Origin of the sequence: Maribacter sp. UBA3344, from assembly GCF_002362375.1 — a bacterium.
Classification (GTDB): domain Bacteria; phylum Bacteroidota; class Bacteroidia; order Flavobacteriales; family Flavobacteriaceae; genus Maribacter; species Maribacter dokdonensis.
Genome location: NZ_DERI01000031.1, coordinates 66,469 through 86,645 on the forward strand (window position 1 = coordinate 66,469; position 20,177 = coordinate 86,645).

Sequence of the window (20,177 nt, forward strand, 5' to 3'; positions counted from 1 at the left end):
TGTATTATAGAACGGCACTCCAAAATTACAGAAAACCGAATCTAACATATTAAAAGTAGTTTAAACCAAATACTCAAACAAATCCGGTTTATCATTTATATAATCGCCATAGAAATTGTTATTTTTCATACGCTCAATCAATGGCTGTAAATCATCTGGGTGTTTTAATTCTATACCTACAACTGCCGGTGCATTTTCCCTGCTGGATTTTTTAGAGTATTCAAAATGGGTAATATCATCAGTTTCCCCTAGAATATCTACCACAAACTCTTTTAAAGCTCCCGGTCTTTGAGGAAATCTAATAATGAAATAATGTTTCAATTTGGCATATAATAAGGCTCTCTCCTTAATCTCCGCTGTTCTTGTAATATCATTATTACTGCCCCCAATAATGCAAACCACATTCTTGCCTACTATTTCTTCTTTGTATTTTTCCAATGCGGCAATAGATAATGCCCCCGCAGGTTCTACTACAATAGCGTCTCTATTATAAAGATCCAAAATAGTCTGACAAACTTTACCTTCATCAACCGTAACCATATCATCCAAATAATAATTACAGATAGGAAATGTGAGGTCACCAACCCTTTTAACAGCAGCCCCATCAATAAATTTATCAATATTATCTACGGTAACCACTGTACCAGAATCGATTGCCGATTTCATAGAAGGAGCCCCTTTGGGTTCTACCCCTATAATTTTGGTATTAGGAGATAGTTGACTAAATACACTAATAAGACCAGATGCCAATCCACCACCACCTATACATACGAACAGGTAATCAATTGGCTTTTTTGCCTGCTCTATAAGTTCTAAACCAACAGTTGCCTGACCTTCAATAATCTTGGGGTCATCAAAAGGATGGACAAATATTTTACCGGTTTGATCACCATGTATTTTAGCTGCCAATGATGAATCGTCAAACGTATCACCTTGCAACACTACTTCTACCCATTCACCACCAAAAAGCTTGGTTTGTTCCACCTTTTGTTTGGGTGTAACCGATGGCATGTAAATGGTACCCTTGATCTTTAAATGACAACAAGCAAAAGCTACACCTTGGGCATGATTTCCAGCACTAGCGCATATAACCCCTTTACCCCTTTCTTCCTCTGTTAAGGAACTAATTTTATTAAAAGCTCCTCTAATTTTATACGACCTTACCCTTTGTAGATCTTCTCGTTTTAAACGAATTTGACAATTAAACTCTTTAGACAATCTAATACTATCTGTTAACGGTGTAATTTCAGAAATTTCTGAAATAATCTGTGCCGCTTGCAAAACATCTTCTAAAACTGGAAAATACTCCGGTTTGTTCCCTTTCATATCTTTTTCTTTGCTATTAATAATTTATCATTAATGCATAAAACCGAAATTGTCCGCTTAAGTAATGCCCATTAATTCTGCAAGAGCAAAAGTGCTTGCAGATTTGAACATACCCAACCGGACAATCAGTAAGATTACCTTAAGTTATTGATACCTAAACTATAGGCTTCATTGCTGTCATAGACTCTCGCAAACGTGCTCCAACTATTTCTACCGGATGCTCACGCAATGCTTTGTTCACTGAAATTAATTGGGCATTATCTACATCATTATCTATATCCGCAGAGAAATTTTTACCGATAACATCAGTATCAATATTCTTCATAAAATCAGTCAACAATGGCTTACAAGCATGATCGAACAAGTAACAACCATATTCCGCAGTATCTGAAATAACACGGTTCATCTCGAACAATTTCTTACGTGCAATAGTATTTGCGATTAATGGCGTTTCATGTAAAGACTCATAATAAGCAGACTCAGCAATAATACCAGATTCTGTCATTGCCTCAAAAGCCAGCTCTACACCTGCTCTTACCATAGCAACCATTAATACACCGTTATCATAAAATTCTTGTTCTGTAATCTCTTGACTACCTGCAGGAGTTTTTTCAAAAGCAGTTTCACCAGTTGCAGCTCTCCAAGTCAATAAATTCTTATCATCATTTGCCCAATCTTCCATCATAGTTTTAGAGAAATGACCGGTCATAATATCATCCATATGCTTTTGGAACAATGGACGCATTATATCCTTCAACTCTTCTGAAAGTTCAAAAGCCTTAATCTTAGCAGGATTTGAAAGACGGTCCATCATATGCGTAATACCACCGTACTTCATACCTTCGGTAATAGTTTCCCAACCGTATTGTATCAATTTAGATGCATAACCGGCATCAATACCTTTCTCAACCATTTTATCAAAACAAAGTATAGAACCAGTTTGTAGCAGACCACAAAGAATAGTTTGCTCACCCATTAAATCTGATTTTACCTCAGCAACAAAAGAAGACTCCAGAACACCAGCTCTATGTCCACCAGTACCCGCAGCATAAGCTTTTGCCTGTGCCAATCCTTTACCTTCCGGATCATTTTCCGGGTGAACCGCAATTAATGTTGGTACACCGAATCCTCTTTTATACTCCTCTCTAACTTCAGAACCAGGACTTTTTGGCGCTACCATGATTACGGTTAGGTCTTTACGAACTTGAGTACCTTCTTCCACGATATTGAAACCATGAGAATAAGAAAGGGTAGCTCCTTTTTTCATTAATGGCATAACCGCACCTACTACAGCTGTATGCTGCTTATCTGGCGTAAGGTTAATAACGACGTCAGCAGTAGGAATCAATTCTTCATATGTACCTACCGTAAAACCGTTCTCAGTTGCATTGATAAAAGATTGTCTTTTCTCTTTTATTGCAGCATCACGTAGTGTATAAGCAATATCCAAACCAGAATCTCTCATGTTCAACCCTTGGTTAAGCCCCTGAGCACCACAACCTACGATAACAATTTTTTTGCCTTTTAAAGCATTTACACCATCAGCGAACTCAGACGAATCCATGAAGCGACATTTTCCAAGTTGCGTTAACTGATCTCTTAATGATAGCGTATTAAAATAATTGGCCATTTTATATTTACTTTATTTGATTTATGTTATAATTCTTTTATTTAAACTCTTTTAGCAAAGCGGAAATCTTCATTTCATCTTTTGTCACTGAAATACGCCCAGAGCGTACAAATTGCATAATGCCATATGGTTTTAGTTGGTCATGCATTTGATCAATTTCATTTCGTCTCCCGCTTTTTGCAATGACAAAGAAATCTCTTGAAACCGTGACAATCTGTGCATTATTATCCTTTATAATATTTTGAATTTGACGCTCGTCAAACAACAGTCCCGATGCTATTTTGAACAATGCAGACTCCTGATAAATAGTCTCGTCATCCGTATGATAATACGCCTTAATAACTTCGATTTGTTTTTCGATCTGTCCAACAATATTGTGAACCCATTTTTCTGTTGTATGTGCTACAATAGTAAACTTAGAAACATCGTCAATTTCCGATTTAGAAACATTTAAGCTCTCAATATTAATATGTCTCTTTAAGAATATACCCGATATTCTATTTAACAACCCAACGTTATTCTCTGAGTATACTGAGATTGTAAACCATTTATTTTCCATAAGCTTTCATTACCTACTCCTTAAAAAGGATTTTATGGTATTGTTATTATTAATCTTTACTAATTTTTTACAGCCATTATTACACCTGTTGACCAATTTAATTTGGTCAATGTCAAGTCTTCACGTTTCTCCAAATACGCAACCAATGACTTTACATTCTCCTCATGCCCTTCTGGCCAGTTAGGTTGTTTGGTCATATCATCCACGATATAAAACCCGCCAACCTTGATCAAATCCAGAACCTCATCTATCTCACTATACTTTCCTGGCCAGGCATCGGCAAAAATTAAATCGAATTTTTCACCGGTGTAACCTTTTACCCACTCTGTCCCATTTTCACAAATAAGTTCAACTCTCTGGTCATCACCAAAGTAATTTTCGGCAATGGCTGTCAACTGTTGATCATTATCTATAGAAATCAAGAAAGAATCAGTATCCATACCGTCAATCATCCAAGAAAGGCTTAACCCAATACCAGTTCCTATTTCTAAAAATCTACCATTAGGTTTTGAAGCAATCAAAGTCTTAAGAAAACTTCCTATATATAGATCAGAAGGCATTGTAAATCCAATTTCTTCAGATTTACGTACAATAGAACTATGTACTCTTGGAATATCAAGTATGATGCTATCGTTCATGAGGTTATTGATTGTTCTAATTTACTTTAAACGCACTTCAGACACAGAAGCTCCAGAAGGAATCATTGGAAAAACATTATCTTCTTGCTCTACCTTTACCTCTAAAAAGTATGGTTTATCCGAAGCCATCATTTCCTGTATCGTAGATTTTAAATCTTTACGTTCAGATATGCGCTTTGCCTCAATACTATATCCTTCGGCTATTTTAACGAAATCTGGATTTACCATTACGGTAGATGCATATCTCTTGTCAAAAAATAACTCTTGCCATTGACGTACCATACCTAAGTGCTCATTATTAAGCACTACAATCTTAACTGGAAGGTTATGCTGAAATATAACACCTAATTCTTGAATGGTCATTTGATAACCACCATCACCAATAATAGCTACTACTTCCCTATCCATAGCACCCATTTTAGCTCCAATTGCAGCCGGTAAAGCAAAGCCCATGGTACCTAATCCACCAGAAGTAATATTACTTTTAGACTGTGAAAACTTAGCATATCTACACGCAATCATTTGATGCTGACCTACGTCTGATACTATCACCGCCTTATTATTTGAAGCTAAATTAATTTCCTCTATAACTTCACCCATAGTCAACCCTTCTTTGGTAGGATGAATGTCATTTTTTATAATGGTATCGAACTCAATTTTGTATTTCTCTTTAAACATATTATGCCAAGACTCATGCTTATTTTCATTAAGCAATGGCAAAATCAAGCCTAAAGTCTCTTTCGAGTTACCCAACACTGCAACATCTGCATGTACATTTTTGTTTACCTCTGCAGGATCAATTTCAAAGTGAATAACTTTTGCTTGTTTGGCGTAATCTTCTAATCTACCCGTTACACGATCGTCAAAACGCATACCAATGGCAATTAATAAATCGCACTCATTGGTCAATAAATTAGGTCCATAATTACCATGCATACCAACCATACCCACATTCAATGGATGTGCAGTATCTAATGCAGAGGCCCCCATAATGGTCCAAGCGGCAGGAATTCCTGTTTTCTCAACCAAGGTTTTCAGCTCGTTTTCCGCTTTACCAAGAATAACACCTTGCCCCCATACTATAAATGGTTTTTCAGCATTGTTTATTAATTCTGCCGCTGCCTCAATTGCACTCATTTTTGGCTTAGGCACTGGCTTATAGCTTCTTACTCCAACACATTTCTCATAGGAGAAGTCCAGCTCATCTATTTGAGCATTTTTTGTAATATCTACTAAAACCGGACCGGGTCTGCCAGATTTGGCTATATAAAAAGCCTTAGCCATAACTTCTGGAATTTCAGAAGCTTCGGTCACTTGATAGTTCCATTTAGTTACAGGGGTAGAAATACCTATAATATCAGTTTCTTGAAAAGCATCGGTACCCAATAAATGTCTTGTTACCTGACCAGTGATACATACCATTGGTGTAGAATCTATCTGCGCATCTGCAAGACCGGTAACCAAATTAGTTGCTCCAGGACCAGAGGTGGCAATAGCAACACCTACTTTACCGGAAACACGAGCATAACCTTGAGCGGCGTGTGTAGCACCTTGCTCATGTCTTGTTAAAATATGATCGAGCTTATCTTGAAATTTATATAACTCATCATAGACGGGCATAATAGCCCCACCAGGGTAACCATACATTGTTTCTACACCTTCTGCTAATAAACAATGGATTATTGCCTCTGCCCCAGAAACTCTAATGGTATTCTTGGAACCTGTACCTTTTTTCTTCTCTTTTACTGTTTCCATAATTAATAATCAAATTCAAGTATGCGCATTACAGCCACAATTACCCGATATTACGTACTTACTAGAACTCATTAAATTCTAGCCAATATTTTTTTTTAAAACTCATCGGTTACACAACCTTGTGCAGCAGAGGATACGGAACGAGCATATTTGTACAATACTCCTTTTTTAAACTTTAAAGCTGGCTCTACCCATGCTTCTTTACGCTTTGCCAATTCCTCAGCTGACACTTCTACATTAATAGAATTTGTTTCTGCGTCTATCGTAATTGTATCTCCATCCTTAACTAAGGCAATAGTACCACCTTCTTGTGCTTCTGGCGAAATATGCCCTACTACAAAACCGTGTGTACCTCCTGAGAAACGACCGTCTGTAATTAAGGCCACATCTTTACCTAAGCCTGCACCCATAATAGCTGCTGTAGGTTTTAGCATTTCAGGCATTCCTGGACCTCCTTTAGGACCTTCATATCTAATGACGACAACATTCCCTTTTTCCACTTTACCTCCGCGTATAGCATCATTGGCATCATACTCACTATTAAATACTTTTGCAGTTCCTTTAAATAACAAACCTTCTTTTCCTGTAATTTTTGCTACAGAACCATTCTCTGCCAAATTACCATATAACATTCTTAAATGCCCTGTTGCCTTAATTGGTTTATCTAAAGGCATAATAACATCCTGACCTTCTTCCAAATCTGGAACACTTTCTAAATTTTCTGCTAAAGTCTTTCCTGTTACCGTTAAACAATCTCCATGTAAAAGACCATTTTTCAATAAGTACTTTAATACAGCTGGTATACCACCTATTCTATGAACATCTTCCATTAAATACTTACCACTAGGTTTTAAATCTGCAATAAATGGTGTAGTATCACTAATATGCTGAAAATCTTTTAGCGTAAAATCTATGTCTGCAGCTCTTGCAATAGCCAAGAAATGTAATACGGCATTGGTAGAACCTCCCATAATGGTTACTAGACGTATAGCATTCTCCAAAGACTTACGGGTAACAATATCCAGAGGTTTAATATCTTTTTCAATAAGAATTCGCATTTGTTTTCCTGCCGCAATACACTCTTCTTCTTTATTGTTACTGATTGCAGGGTTAGAAGAATTATATGGCATAGACATTCCTAGCGCTTCTATAGCGGAAGCCATTGTATTTGCCGTATACATACCACCACAAGCACCAGCTCCCGGTATGGATTTTTTAATGATGGATTTATAATTTTTCTCGTCCATGGTACCAGCTACTTTCTCTCCCCATGCCTCGAACGCAGAAACGATATCCAACTTTCTATCCTCATGACATCCAGATGCTATTGTACCCCCATACACTAAAATTGCAGGACGGTTTAAACGTAACATTGCCATTAATGCACCTGGCATGTTCTTATCACAACCAACAACCGTTACCAATGCATCATAGGACATGCCTTGTACAACGGTTTCCATAGAATCTGCAATAATATCCCTTGATGGTAATGAAAAACGCATTCCTGGTGTACCCATAGAAATACCATCACTAACACCAATAGTATTAAAAATTAAACCTACAGTTTCTTTAGAGTTAACTCCCTCTTTAACCAACTTTGCCAAATCATTTAAGTGCATATTACAAGGGTTACCTTCATAACCTGTACTTGCAATACCAACTAATGGCTTATTAAAATCCTCATCTTTAAAACCTATTGCATATAGCATTGCTTGTGCTGCTGGTTGTGTTGGATCTTGAGTAACGTTTTTACTGTATTTATTTAATTCCATAATATAAATCTCGTATGCTTATCTTGATTTTCTAATACCGTTAAACCAAAGATAAAAGTTTATAAAAATTTCAGTTTTTAACAATAATGGTCAATACAAATTCATTTTAACAAAAAACCACTTAAACAATTTATAATCAAGTATTTAAACAATCATTATATATCATATTCAATACTTTAAAACTGTTCCATATTCATAGTAAACCACAAAAAAAACCTGCATCAAATAAATCTGATACAGGTTTTCTTAAATTATGAAAAGCTATATCATCCCTGTTTAGGAATGACGATGACTACTTCAAAAATTGATTTCAATAAATTCATAATACAATAGTAATAAAAAATACTTCAATATATACCCGCTTAACAAAAAAGGGATGAAAAGTATTAAATTAAACTAATTTAATACTAACACGGTCTCCACCTTTCTTTTGTGCCAGTATACAAATAGACCTATCCGTTAACTGAATAACTCTAGGATAACCACCCGTTGTTTGACCATCTTTCATTAACACGATCAATTTACCCGCAGGAGTTAACTGGACCGTACCAGGTAATGTAGCAGAAGTTAACATAGATATAGCATGTGGAGTAATTGTTTCTGTTAACTGATAAGCCATTCTATTGTTCTCATGGGCCACTGTAAAGGTTTTAGAAAAAATTTCTTCCAATTGTCTATCGTTCAAAATATCAAACTCGGGTCCTTTAGTGACTTCTAAAACATCAACATCCAAAAAGCAATCAACTTTTATCTCTGATATTTTTGGCTCAAACAACTGTTGGGCATTAAAAGGAACAATGTCATTATCTATTAATCTAGCGAACTTTGTAAGGGGCTTATAAAACGATCTACTACCTAAAACTTCTTTAACAGAAAAACCTTCCTTTACTCCCAAATAAGACCTAAAGCCTTTTTCCAGTTTTCCAAAGGATAGAATATCCCCTACAGCTATCTGGTAAACTTTATAATTTTTTATGGGCAAATTATTAAGAGTGGCGGACATTTCTGCACCACCGATAGCCATATAGGTATCTTCTTCAAAAATAAGGGTTGGTCCTGTCATCGTAATTTCCAACACTGCTGCAGATGCTTTATTCTCCAATAAAGAATTTATCTTAAATACAGACATATCATCCATTACACCAGACACTGGCACACCCTTGTCCCTTAAGCCAAATCTACCTGAGTCTTGTATGGTTGTATAAAAACCCGCTTTTAAAACTTTAAGCATCCAATTTAATTTTTTCAGGTTTATAAATACCCACCTCTACTTCTATTTTATGAAGCTCATGTTCTGCTTTGGATATCTCAAAAAACTCAACTTTATCCCCAACGCTCACAAAACATGGGTTATCTTTTGATGCATCAAAAATTGGCACTGGACAATTACCAATAATATTCCACCCACCTGGTGATTCTTGCGGATAAATACCAGCTTGTTTACCTGCAACTCCAACTGCTCCTTTAATAACTTTTGGTCTTGGTATAGCCTTTCGGGGTAGCTCAAGCTCACTATTTATTCCTCCCAAATACATGAAGCCAGGCAAAAACCCAATACCGTATACCGTATAAGTACTACCAGTATGCAAGTCTATTATTTCACGTTTGGTTTTATTTAATTGCCCTGCAACGTCTTCCAAGTCTAAACCAAACTCAAGATCGTAGGTTACAGGCAGTCTCCATAAAAACCTATCAGGTTTAACAGATTCCTTCAAATTGGCGTACCAATTTTGTATATCCACAGACATTTTTTCAAAGTCTATTTCCTTCTTTCTATTCAATATCAAAAGTGAATTGTAAGCCGGCACTAATTCCCAGTCCCTCTCCTTTAAAGCCTCACTATTAAGAAATGTTTGAAATTGTAGTATTTTTTCAAGTATGAGCTCACTAACTTCATTTGGCCATTCAATTAATAAAGAATGTGTACCAAAAGGTTTTATATCGATTTTAGGGGAATTCACAGCTTAACTTATAGATTATGTTCTGATAAATACTCTGTAATATACGTTAAAATTTGTAATGCAGAAGGTGTGTCACCATGAATACAAAAGGTATCTGCATACATAGGCAAACTTTTACCTGAAACAGTTTTTACCTTCTTATTTTTGTGCATATATAGAATATGAGCCAGTACTTCTTCCCCATTATTCAACAGGGCGTTTTTTTCTTTCCTCGCTACTAGGCTCAAATCATCATTATAATTTCTATCGGCAAAGGCTTCTATTAACACCCTAAACCCATTTTTTTCAGCCAACTTTTGAATGACACTATTATAAGGAACATACAAAAATGTTGAGTTCCTAAAAGCGGCTATAGCCTCTAAAAAAATTTCAGCCAAGATTTCATTTTTAGCTATATCATTATATAAAGCTCCGTGTGGCTTTATGTGATGTAGATCAACGCCAGCCTGTTCCCGGGCGTTATTGAATACCTCCATTTGAAATCTGATACTTGCAATTAAATCTGCCCTTGAAATTTGCAATGAAACACGACCAAAATTCTTTCTATCCGGATATGAAGGATGCGCACCTACCTTAACGTTATATGATTTAGATAAATCTAGACACTTTTTAACGGTATCTATAGAACCTGCATGAGCTCCACAAGAAATATTACAAGAACTAATAAGGGGAAACAATTCACTTTCATTACATACACCCTCACCAACATCACAATTAATATCTATGGTATTGTTCATATTACATTATACCTATTACCGTTAAAATACTTTTTGCACCCAATACAACAGAAAGAAGAATAATAAGTAAGCCAAACACATTTTGTGACCAGGTGTTTTTATATTTCCCCATTACACCAACTCTGTTCACTACCCACAACAAAAACACTGCAATGATGGGTAATAAAAGTCCGTTCGTAATTTGTGCAAATTTTATAATCTCAATGGGCTTAATTCCAAAAGATAGAAAGAAAACTCCAAGGAATAAAATCACCATCCAAATCATTCTAAACTTAAAATCCTTAAGACCAGCGTTCCATCCAAAGCAGCTATTAGCAACATATGCGGCAGCCAAAGGTGCGGTTATTGATGAAGTAATACCTGCAGCAAACATACCTATACCTAAAAAATACAAAGCAGCAGAACCGTATAAAGGCTCAAGTGCTTTAGCCATACCCATAACGTTATTAACCTCTAAAGAATTAATGGCCGCGGCAGATATTATAATACTAATTGAAACAAGACCGCCCAATATAATAGAGACCATAGTATCTCTTTTAGCTAAATTGAGATCATCTTTTGATTTCCATTTTTCACTGACCAGAGCTGCATGTAAAAAAAGATTATAGGGTACAACAGTAGTACCGACCAATGCAATGATGGTAAGAATACCGTTTTTAGGAACCGAAGGCACTAATAAGCCTTTTAACAGCTCCCACATATTGGGCTTAGTCAAAATTGCGGTCATTACAAATGACAAACTCATGATCAATACCAGCACTATAAATACTTTTTCCAGGGCTTTATAACTACCTAAATGCAATAGCACAAAAGCCAATCCACCAAGAACAAAAGGGTATAAACTACTATAGTTAGTACCAAACAAGGCTTCCATTCCTAAAGTTGCACCACCAATATTACCCGCTTCATATGAAGCATTACCTATAATAATTGCAGAAAATATTAAGGCAATGACACTATTTCTAATAATTGGATTATGGAGTTCTTGTTTAATGACATCTGCCAAACCTTTTTGGGTTACAATACCTAAGCGGGCAGACATTTCTTGCAAAATAAAGGTTGCTATTATAGATAACAGCATAGCCCACAGCAAATTAAAACCAAAATCTACCCCTGCCAAGGTACAAGCTGTAACTGTGCCAGGACCAATAAAAGCAGCCGCTACCAGAACCCCTGGACCTAATTTTTTAAACATATGTCAATTTTTCATTCCTGTAAATATAATTGGTAAAATTGACTTTGCTCACCATACTTAAAATCATTTTCACCACAATTTTAACATTTTAAAATACCGTTAATCTAAAAAATTGCAGTTCGTCTAAAACTTGGGCGCCTTTCATCGAGTTTACATAATAATCCTAAAATAACAGGGTTATAGCTATCCCCAAACCTTAAACTTAACCTATTAATGATTTGCTTAGAATGTAAAAAAGAACTTGGTTACTTAGATCATAAAAATGCCATGGAGAGCGCAGGTGTAGAGCTTTGCTCAAAGCACCATGAACGTATTAAGTTACTAATCAATAAACACAATACACCTTTAGAGGCCATACAACTTTATTATGCTTTAAAAGAAGCTGGTGTAAACTCTATGTTAGAATGGTGGGACGGTAAAAAATCTATAGATATAGCCATCTCACGTGTAAAACTAAATATTGAAATTGATTCTGAATATGATAAGCTGACCGAACATGAAGCTATCAACAATTTAGAAGAAGCAATGCACTCCTTTAAAAATGGATTTACAACTATTAGAATTCCCCATATTGTTGTAAGGTATTATCTAAGTGAGACCGTAAATAATATCATTGGAATAATGGAAGGTCTAAAAGCCAATATCAAAGTGATCAATTAAAAAAACGGAATATGGAAAATTCTAAAAAAGCATATAAAAATCCGATCAGGGCGGCAATAGCCTCCCTATTGATCGGTATGGTAATGCGCATACTTCACTGGCCCTTTTCAAAAGGAATTATATTTATTTCCTTTGCTGCCATTCTAATACTTTACGCCCTTCGCTTTTTTAAAAAGGAAGAAAAAAAGTCAGTGGATCTTATTAAAATGGCCTTAGTCCTTTTTTGGACTACAAATGGTCTTTTAACGATTTTAGATTTTACCCATACCCTATTTTTTCAAATTGGCACAGCTTTTACATTTATTGCTTGGTTCGCCATGGAGGGCACGTCGTATTTTATGTCAAAAGAAGGTGACGCAAAAAATAGCATAACAGAAATCATTTGGAATTTTGTAATGGTTATTGGCGTGTTAACCCTTATATGCGGTGGTCTTATGCACTTACTAAACTGGGAATACTCGATACCAACACTGACCTTAGGTCTTACCATTGTAACAAGTTATATCCTTAGGGATATTTTTACTGCACCAAAAAAGAACAAGGACGACATAAATAATGAAGAGCTATACTCTTAGCTAAACATTTTTATCATTTACAATTTTACCCCAACCAACCCTCTCTGTCGAGTGAACGGTATTGAATGGCCTCTGAAATATGATTTCCGTTCAATGCCTGCTCACCGGCTAAGTCGGCTATAGTTCTTGCCACCTTTAAAATCCTATCATACGCTCTTGCCGATAAGTTTAACCTTTCCATGGCATTTTTCAATAATGCCTTAGATTTATCATCAAGTTTACAATATTCACGAATTTGTTTGGTATTCATTTGAGCATTGTAATGTACATTCTCCAGCTCATTAAAACGCTTTGTTTGAATTTCACGCGCCACCGTAACTCGTTTTCTGATATCTACACTACTTTCCCCTTTTCGTTCTTCGGACAGTTTTTCGAACGGTACCGGAGTTACCTCAATATGAATATCTATACGATCTAATAGTGGTCCAGATATTTTACTTAAATACCGCTGCATTTCTGCAGGTGAAGAAGTTACCGGAGCATCTGGATCATTAAAATACCCACCCGGACTAGGGTTCATACTTGCCACCAACATAAAACTACTTGGGTAGGTAACCGTAAAGCGTGCACGTGAAATAGTTACTTCCCTATCTTCTAAAGGTTGGCGCATTACCTCTAGCACACCTCTCTTAAATTCTGGTAATTCATCCAAGAACAAGACTCCGTTATGAGATAGTGAAATTTCTCCCGGTTGCGGGTAAGCTCCGCCTCCTACTAGTGCTACGTCTGATATTGTATGATGTGGGCTCCTGAACGGCCTTTGGCTCATAAGCCCCATATTCTTGATCTTACCTACCACGCTATGAATTTTGGTAGTTTCCAATGCTTCGTGTAAGGTCATTGGTGGCAGAATAGAAGGTAAGCGTTTTGCTAACATGGTTTTACCTGCACCAGGTGGTCCTATCAATATAATGTTGTGCCCACCAGCAGCTGCAATTTCCATACACCTTTTAATACTTTCTTGCCCCTTAACATCAGAAAAGTCGAACTCAGGAAAATCTAAACTTTTATAAAACTCCTCTCTAGTATTTATTATAGTCTGTTCAAGCGGAATGCCTTGATCAAAAAATTCCAAAACTTGTTTAATATTATCTACCCCATAGACTTTTAAATCTCCAACTATTGCAGCCTCTTTTGCATTTTCCGTTGGTAGAATAAAACCAGCAAATCCTTCTTCCTGCGCTTTTATTGCAATTGGCAATGCTCCTTTAATAGGCTGAAGGCTACCATCTAGGGACAGTTCCCCCATGATGATATACTTTTCTATATCCTCAGATTTTATTTGACTAGAGGCTGCCAAAATCCCTATGGCCAAGGTAAGATCATATGCCGAACCTTCTTTTCTAAGATCGGCCGGAGCCATATTTATTGTGATTTTTTTACCTGGTATTTTATAACCATTATTTTGTAGTGCCGCTGCAATTCTATAGTTACTTTCTTTGATGGCATTATCCGGAAGCCCTACTAAATGATACCCTATTCCCTTGTCAATATTTACTTCTACGGTAATCGTTGTGGCCTCAACACCAAATACGGCACTCCCATAAACTTTTGTAAGCATTTTTAATCCTTTGGCTTAAATGTAAGGATTTCTTTGCTTTTTTTAATTTCCTCTTCATTCATCATCATTTTACGAAACTCACCATTAACATACATTTCTGCCTGATCCCTATAATGTTTGCTTAATGGGTTACCAGATTGCCCTGTTGGTAAAATGCTTATACTATTCTCCACATCTGAAAAATCTATTACCCTTCTTGTTGATGGTCCTGATGTCGTCTTATAAAAACCAGTATCATCATAAGCAAAGGCCAAGTTATTTATTACCTCCCTAGAACCATGTATTGGAAAAGGTCCCACATTGAAAAAAGATCGTAAAGCCGCTATTTGACCAATTGGATGCCCATGTTCAATGGAATGTACACGTTCCCAGCGCCATTGATTTACGTTATTACCAAAAGCCTTTTCTAAAGAAGCAATTGCCTCCATAAAAGATAGATTCACAATATCTTTCATATTCTCAGATACGTTGGTAGTGTTTACATTATCCCACCACACAGAATTTTCATCTTTGGATAAAGGAGCAATCAGCCTTTTCATAAAATGAGTGCTTAAAAATTGATTGAACAACTCCTCATCCAATTCATCTTCAAAAGTATTCTCCAATAAGTAGTAGATCCATCTATTATAAACAGTAGCCTCTATGGATGATAAATTATAATCTCCGGACCACATCCTTAGACTATCAATAGCCTTTAATCCGTTTTCGCTTAACAATGATACATCTAAATATTTAGCCAAATTAGAAACTATATCTGGTTCTACAGATGATATCACATCAGTTATCATCTCACTGGCTGCAGATATATCCCAATCGTCTTTAGGCTCCAATAAATTCACAATTCTCTTACCTCTATTCTCCGGTAAATAATAACCAGGATACAACATACCGGCAATAGAATCTGGTTGGTTATTGGCGGAATACACAAAATTACTTGGCGGATTTATAGCCTGCGGATTCTCATTAAAGTCTAATAATTCTCTTTCTAATGATAGCCCTTTATTCACTTCATAAATAAGTTTGGTGTTTACAGAGTCGGGTATCTTATAAAGTTGGGCCGTGGCAAACCATGCTACATTACCCTCATTATCTCCGTACATAATATTTAAACCTGGCGCATGTATTTTTGGAAGCGATTTTTTAAATTCCGCTAAGTTATTTGAATGACTTAAACCATATAAGGCATCTATAACCTTATTCTCCATTTCTGTGTAGACCCATGACATTGCAATTGGTCTATCTCCTTGAACTTGATCGGCAATTCCGTTTAAGATTGGACCATGGTCTGATCTTTTATAAGAAAACTGAACGTCATCAGCGTCTTTAACATGAATTGTTTTGTGTACAATTTCATAATCTACATAGCCATTCTTAGAGAGATACTGATTCTCATTCGCTGGATTATTCTGCTCATAATAAAAATCAACATCATCATTTTCAAACATGGTAAGTCCGTAAGCCAATTTTCTATTATGTCCCAATAAAGGAAATGGTATACCTGCAATATGATATCCATATTTGGAATAAGTAGGTGTTTCTACATGAGCTTCAAACCAAACGGATGGTTGAGAAAAACCAATGTGCGGATCATTGGCAAAAATCACCTTTCCGTTCTTTGTTTTTTCAGGTGCAATTACCCAACTATTACTTCCCTCGAACAAAGGAATATCCAATACACTTAGGGCTTTATTAACAGCGGCAGTAAGATTATTTTGGATAGTATCTTTGGGTGCAGGGTTATAATTCTTTATCCATTCGGTATCTACAGTTGAACCTACATGCAGATCTTTTACGTATTGAGGACCCAAATTGGCATTTATAGAAGTTAATAATGGATCTGTTTTGTGCGCCATTGCAAAACTAAAGGCCATGTAACCAATAGTATTATAGATATCCTCTAAAACAAATTCTCTCTTATCTATACCTGTTAAATAAAACTCTACCGGTGTTGGACCTTCATTTATAAATTGATTGATACCGTCCAAATAGGCTTTAGCTAAAACAACACCTTCATCATTTACATCTACATTGGATGCCGTTATCTTAGAAGCATCGGCTATTCCTAATGATAAAAAAAACTTATCTGTACCAATAAGGTCTTTACCAAATACCTCAGAGAGTCCGCCACTCGCAATTCTTCTTAACAGTTCCATTTGCCAAAGACGATCTTGGGCATGAACATAACCTAAAGTTCTAAATGCATCTTTTTCGTTTTCACCGTAAATATGAGGAATTCCATAATCATCATAATAAACATTTACAACTTCTTGAAGACCAACTAATTTCTTTTCACCGGAGTAGTCTGGTTTTAGAGTGTATGCAAATATTCCGATAATAATTATCAGAAGGGTAACAAGTACCAACAGGAGTGCTCCTATTTTTTTTAATGTTCTCATAGTTTCTTTGGGGGATTATCTCTCCCAATTTAAAACTATTTTTTACATAAAACGTCTCAGAACTCTGCTTTTTATTGACAAGTAGTCAACATCTTACAAAAACGATACCCTATTTATTATTCCTTAATCCTTCTAACAACCAATTTTTATAGGTTGGAATATCAGAATTTTGAATAGAAGTGTTGAGCACTTCTAAATCAGGAGAAAGCAGCACATAAAATGGTTGGGAAATTGAACCAAAATTCACATCTTGAAAGGTACCCCATTTTTGGGCAATGTTGTTAATTTCCTTTACTCTACCACTCTCAAATTGAAAATTGAACTGTTCATTTTCAGGTAGCTCTTCCCTATCATCCGTATATAAAGAAATTAAAATATAATTATCTTTTATGATCGGAAAAACTTCGGAATCGCTCCAAACATTCTCCTCCATTTTTCGGCAATTTACACATGCCCATCCCGTAAAATCCAAAAGAATTGGTTTATCAACTTTTTTAGCATATGCCAAACCTTCATCAAAATCCTTAAAACAATCTATACCTAAAGGGCAATCACTTTCTTGCTTAAAAATGCTATAAAATTCAGGAGGAGGAAAACCGCTCAACAACTTAAGGTTGGTAACTTTAGTTACGCCTAGTATCATATAAAGCGTAAATGCAGCACTTACAAAGGCAGTTACTTTTCTTCCTAGTGACAACTTTTTAACCGGGCTATCGTGCGGAAATTTATACATACCAAATAAGTAGAGTGTCATCGCGATACCTAATATGATCCAAATGCCCAAAAATATCTCACGCTTTAGAATACCCCAATGCCCCACTAAATCTGCATTAGATAAGAATTTAAGGGCAAGTCCTATTTCTAGAAACCCCAATACTACTTTTACGGTGGTCATCCATCCACCAGATTTAGGTAATGAATTTAACCATGCAGGAAACAAAGCAAAAAGAGCAAAAGGTAATGCCAGTGCCGCACCAAAACCTGTCATACCCGCGGTAAGGTTAGAAGCTACTTCACCTTCCGCTAAAGTAGTACCGCCCAGTAAGCCACCCAAAATAGGACCTGTACAGGAGAACGAAACAATAGCCAAGGTCACTGCCATGAAAAAGATACCTAAAACACCACCTACCTTAGAAGATGCAGCGTCCATTTTATTGGCCCAAGAACTAGGTAATGTCAATTCATAATACCCAAAAAATGAAAAGGCAAAAAATATAAAAATCAAAAAGAACAGCAAGTTCAACCAGACATTGGTGGCTATGGAATTTAAAATTTGAGAATCTACAGAATCAAACAAGTGAAAAGGTAGACTCAATAGAAAATAAATAAGCACTATGAAGAATCCATAGAGCAAAGCATTAATTATCCCTTTCGATTTTTTTTGAGAGTGTTTGGTGAAAAAAGATACGGTCAACGGAATCATTGGAAATACACACGGGGTCAATAAGGCTATCAACCCCCCAAGAAAACCAAGTCCAAATATGACCCAGATATTTGTACCTGTAGCAATGGTGTCTTGACCTTGCGTTAACAGTTCTCTATTTTTAAGGTCTAACCGCAGCTTTTGGCCTAAAGCTAAACTTCTATCATCAACAGTGTTTATAATTTCAGCTTCAGAACCATCTAAAGTAAACATGAACTTTTTGTCCATAGGAATGCAAACTTCTTTACAAACCTGAAAAAAGAGATCTACATCTATCTGATTGATTTCAGGGTCCAATATTTTAATTCTTTGTGTAAAAGTGGCCTCATCTTTGAAATAGGTTTCTTCTACTTCAAAAATTTCACTGTATTCCTTTATTGTTTCGCTTTCTATGGTACCATCAATCAATTCATAAATTGTACCGTTGCCATTATAGGTGAATTCACTTGGCAAAGAACCAAATTCTGACGTAAACTGAGAGTACATGTGCCATCCGTCAAGAATTTTAGCCTGCATTACCAGTTCATATTCCGTATCCGAAATCTTATTGATTTGCTGTTCCCAAACTACGGGTTCATCTTCGTTTTGCGCAATAACCTGTAATGGCATTACAGTTAAAAAAAATAGGAATGCAAAAAATCTAATCATTTAATATCTATTTTTAAAATCTCTTGGGTGGTATCTACAACCCTAAAACGGTGGTCTGCACGCATGCCTACAACCCAAACAATTTGCTCACCTGAACATAACAGCCAAGTTTCTTCTTTAGACAAAACATCAACTTTCTCGTCTTTAAAATACTTGGACAACTTCTTTTTTCGATTTAAACCTATCGGATAAAAATAGTCGCCACTTTTCCATTTTCTTACGGTCAGCGGATACTTTAAAGCACTTTTTTGAACGTATATTTCATTCTTTGTATTATCATAACGTTCAGAAACCTTTGTAAATTTCAAGTTGACCGGAAGATTCAAAGGTACTTTATCCTCAGGAATTAAGAACTCATCAACTACGGATTTAGCATCGCTTTTTGAGGTCAACAATAATACATTGCGATTCTTAACTAGGATATGGGTGTTAGATTGGAGTTGTTTACCGGATAAACCGTTTAACAAACCTTCTAGATTGTCCATTTCTTTAAATCCGTATGGGTTGAACAATGCATACAAATAAGTATGCAATGGCTGTAAGTCACTAAGCTTATCAATTTCTATTTCTATCTTACCATCTTTACTTACAAATAAATCTTTCTTTAATTTTAGTAGATAAGCGGAGGCTATCGTTTCCGTTTGGTGTAAATATTGAAGGGTATTTTTAAAATTTTCGGAAAAAGTAGGATGAAGTTCATTCAACTTTGGAATAACCTCTAATCTTATTTTATTACGTAAATACTTAGTGTCCGCATTACTGGCATCTTCACGCCAATTTAAATTTTCGGCTTTCGCAAAGTTTTCCAACTCTTCTCGAGTATAAGGCAACAATGGTCTTCTTAGGTAATTAATTTTCGCCGGTATACCCGTTAAACCATCAATACCCGTACCTCTAGATAAATTGATCAAAAAAGTCTCAATATTATCATTTGCATGATGTGCCGTTAAAACATACTTGCCTGCATCTTGTTCCAGCAATTGCTTAAACCACGCATATCGCAATTCACGCGCCGCCATTTGAACCGAAACCTTGTGTTGGTTCACATAGCCCAAAGTATCAAAATGGGTGACATAGACCGGTTTATTTATGTTATTTGCTAAACTTCTAACAAAGGTTTCATCTTCATCACTGGCATTTCCACGTAATTGAAAATTACAGTGTGCAATTGAAAATTGTAACTGTGCCCTATAACATAATTCTACCAATACGGTACTGTCAAGACCTCCACTACATGCAATTATGAAGTGATTTTCCAACAATTCCGGAAAAGAAATTTCTATATGTTCCCTGAACGTTTTTAGCACGCCATAAAGGTAAAGAAGTCCCACAATTTAACAG

Annotated in this window: 16 protein-coding genes; 2 read left to right on the forward strand and 14 right to left on the reverse strand. The window is 36.0% G+C overall.

Annotation, left to right across the window (positions count from 1 at the left end):
* Nucleotides 1–60: 60 nt before the first annotated feature.
* The 10 genes from ilvA to B2Z27_RS19605 form a co-directional block, all read right to left on the reverse strand.
* Nucleotides 61–1,326 carry a threonine ammonia-lyase gene (ilvA, locus tag B2Z27_RS19560; RefSeq protein WP_286814932.1) on the reverse strand — a complete coding sequence of 422 codons (1,266 nt, stop codon included), beginning with the start codon at nt 1,324–1,326 and terminating at the stop codon, nt 61–63.
* A 154-nt stretch (nt 1,327–1,480) separates the two neighbouring features.
* Entirely contained in the window at nt 1,481–2,956 is a 1,476-nt protein-coding gene (gene ilvC, locus B2Z27_RS19565; RefSeq protein ID WP_286814933.1) for a ketol-acid reductoisomerase, read from the reverse strand.
* 37 nt (nt 2,957–2,993) lie between these two features.
* Nucleotides 2,994–3,515: an acetolactate synthase small subunit gene (gene ilvN / locus B2Z27_RS19570; protein WP_058105852.1), complete on the reverse strand. Its 522-nt coding sequence runs from the start codon at nt 3,513–3,515 to the stop codon at nt 2,994–2,996.
* Between the two features lie 59 nt (nt 3,516–3,574).
* Nucleotides 3,575–4,153 (reverse strand): O-methyltransferase, encoded by a 579-nt coding sequence (locus B2Z27_RS19575; protein WP_286814934.1) that lies wholly within the window; start codon nt 4,151–4,153, stop codon nt 3,575–3,577.
* Nucleotides 4,154–4,174: 21 nt separating this feature from the next.
* Nucleotides 4,175–5,908, reverse strand: coding sequence for a biosynthetic-type acetolactate synthase large subunit (ilvB, locus tag B2Z27_RS19580; protein ID WP_286814935.1), 1,734 nt, complete (start codon nt 5,906–5,908; stop codon nt 4,175–4,177).
* Nucleotides 5,909–6,003: 95 nt separating this feature from the next.
* Nucleotides 6,004–7,680 carry a dihydroxy-acid dehydratase gene (gene ilvD / locus B2Z27_RS19585; protein WP_071341974.1) on the reverse strand — a complete coding sequence of 559 codons (1,677 nt, stop codon included), beginning with the start codon at nt 7,678–7,680 and terminating at the stop codon, nt 6,004–6,006.
* A 391-nt stretch (nt 7,681–8,071) separates the two neighbouring features.
* Nucleotides 8,072–8,911 carry a biotin-dependent carboxyltransferase family protein gene (locus B2Z27_RS19590; protein ID WP_286814936.1) on the reverse strand — a complete coding sequence of 280 codons (840 nt, stop codon included), beginning with the start codon at nt 8,909–8,911 and terminating at the stop codon, nt 8,072–8,074.
* Entirely contained in the window at nt 8,904–9,641 is a 738-nt protein-coding gene (pxpB, locus tag B2Z27_RS19595) for a 5-oxoprolinase subunit PxpB (RefSeq protein WP_091604993.1), read from the reverse strand. Before pxpB ends, B2Z27_RS19590 begins: the two co-directional genes overlap by 8 nt.
* A gap of 8 nt (nt 9,642–9,649) precedes the next feature.
* Complete coding sequence (pxpA, locus tag B2Z27_RS19600; protein WP_286814937.1) at nt 9,650–10,378, reverse strand: 5-oxoprolinase subunit PxpA; 729 nt, start codon at nt 10,376–10,378, stop codon at nt 9,650–9,652.
* Between the two features lies 1 nt (nt 10,379).
* Nucleotides 10,380–11,573 (reverse strand): Nramp family divalent metal transporter, encoded by a 1,194-nt coding sequence (locus tag B2Z27_RS19605; RefSeq protein WP_286814938.1) that lies wholly within the window; start codon nt 11,571–11,573, stop codon nt 10,380–10,382.
* Between the two features lie 213 nt (nt 11,574–11,786).
* Here B2Z27_RS19605 and B2Z27_RS19610 point away from each other — a divergent pair, with 213 nt between their 5' ends.
* A complete protein-coding gene (locus tag B2Z27_RS19610; RefSeq protein WP_058105844.1) occupies nt 11,787–12,233 on the forward strand; it encodes a hypothetical protein in 447 nt (148 codons plus the stop codon).
* A gap of 11 nt (nt 12,234–12,244) precedes the next feature.
* Entirely contained in the window at nt 12,245–12,808 is a 564-nt protein-coding gene (locus B2Z27_RS19615; protein ID WP_058105843.1) for a hypothetical protein, read from the forward strand.
* Nucleotides 12,809–12,833: 25 nt separating this feature from the next.
* Here B2Z27_RS19615 and B2Z27_RS19620 read toward each other — a convergent pair whose 3' ends face one another.
* The 4 genes from B2Z27_RS19620 to tilS form a co-directional block, all read right to left on the reverse strand.
* A complete protein-coding gene (locus B2Z27_RS19620; protein WP_286814939.1) occupies nt 12,834–14,369 on the reverse strand; it encodes a YifB family Mg chelatase-like AAA ATPase in 1,536 nt (511 codons plus the stop codon).
* A 2-nt stretch (nt 14,370–14,371) separates the two neighbouring features.
* Nucleotides 14,372–16,765: a penicillin acylase family protein gene (locus tag B2Z27_RS19625; RefSeq protein ID WP_286814940.1), complete on the reverse strand. Its 2,394-nt coding sequence runs from the start codon at nt 16,763–16,765 to the stop codon at nt 14,372–14,374.
* A gap of 109 nt (nt 16,766–16,874) precedes the next feature.
* A complete protein-coding gene (locus tag B2Z27_RS19630; protein WP_286814941.1) occupies nt 16,875–18,836 on the reverse strand; it encodes a protein-disulfide reductase DsbD family protein in 1,962 nt (653 codons plus the stop codon).
* Nucleotides 18,833–20,167 carry a tRNA lysidine(34) synthetase TilS gene (gene tilS / locus B2Z27_RS19635; protein WP_286814942.1) on the reverse strand — a complete coding sequence of 445 codons (1,335 nt, stop codon included), beginning with the start codon at nt 20,165–20,167 and terminating at the stop codon, nt 18,833–18,835. Before tilS ends, B2Z27_RS19630 begins: the two co-directional genes overlap by 4 nt.
* Nucleotides 20,168–20,177: the final 10 nt, after the last annotated feature.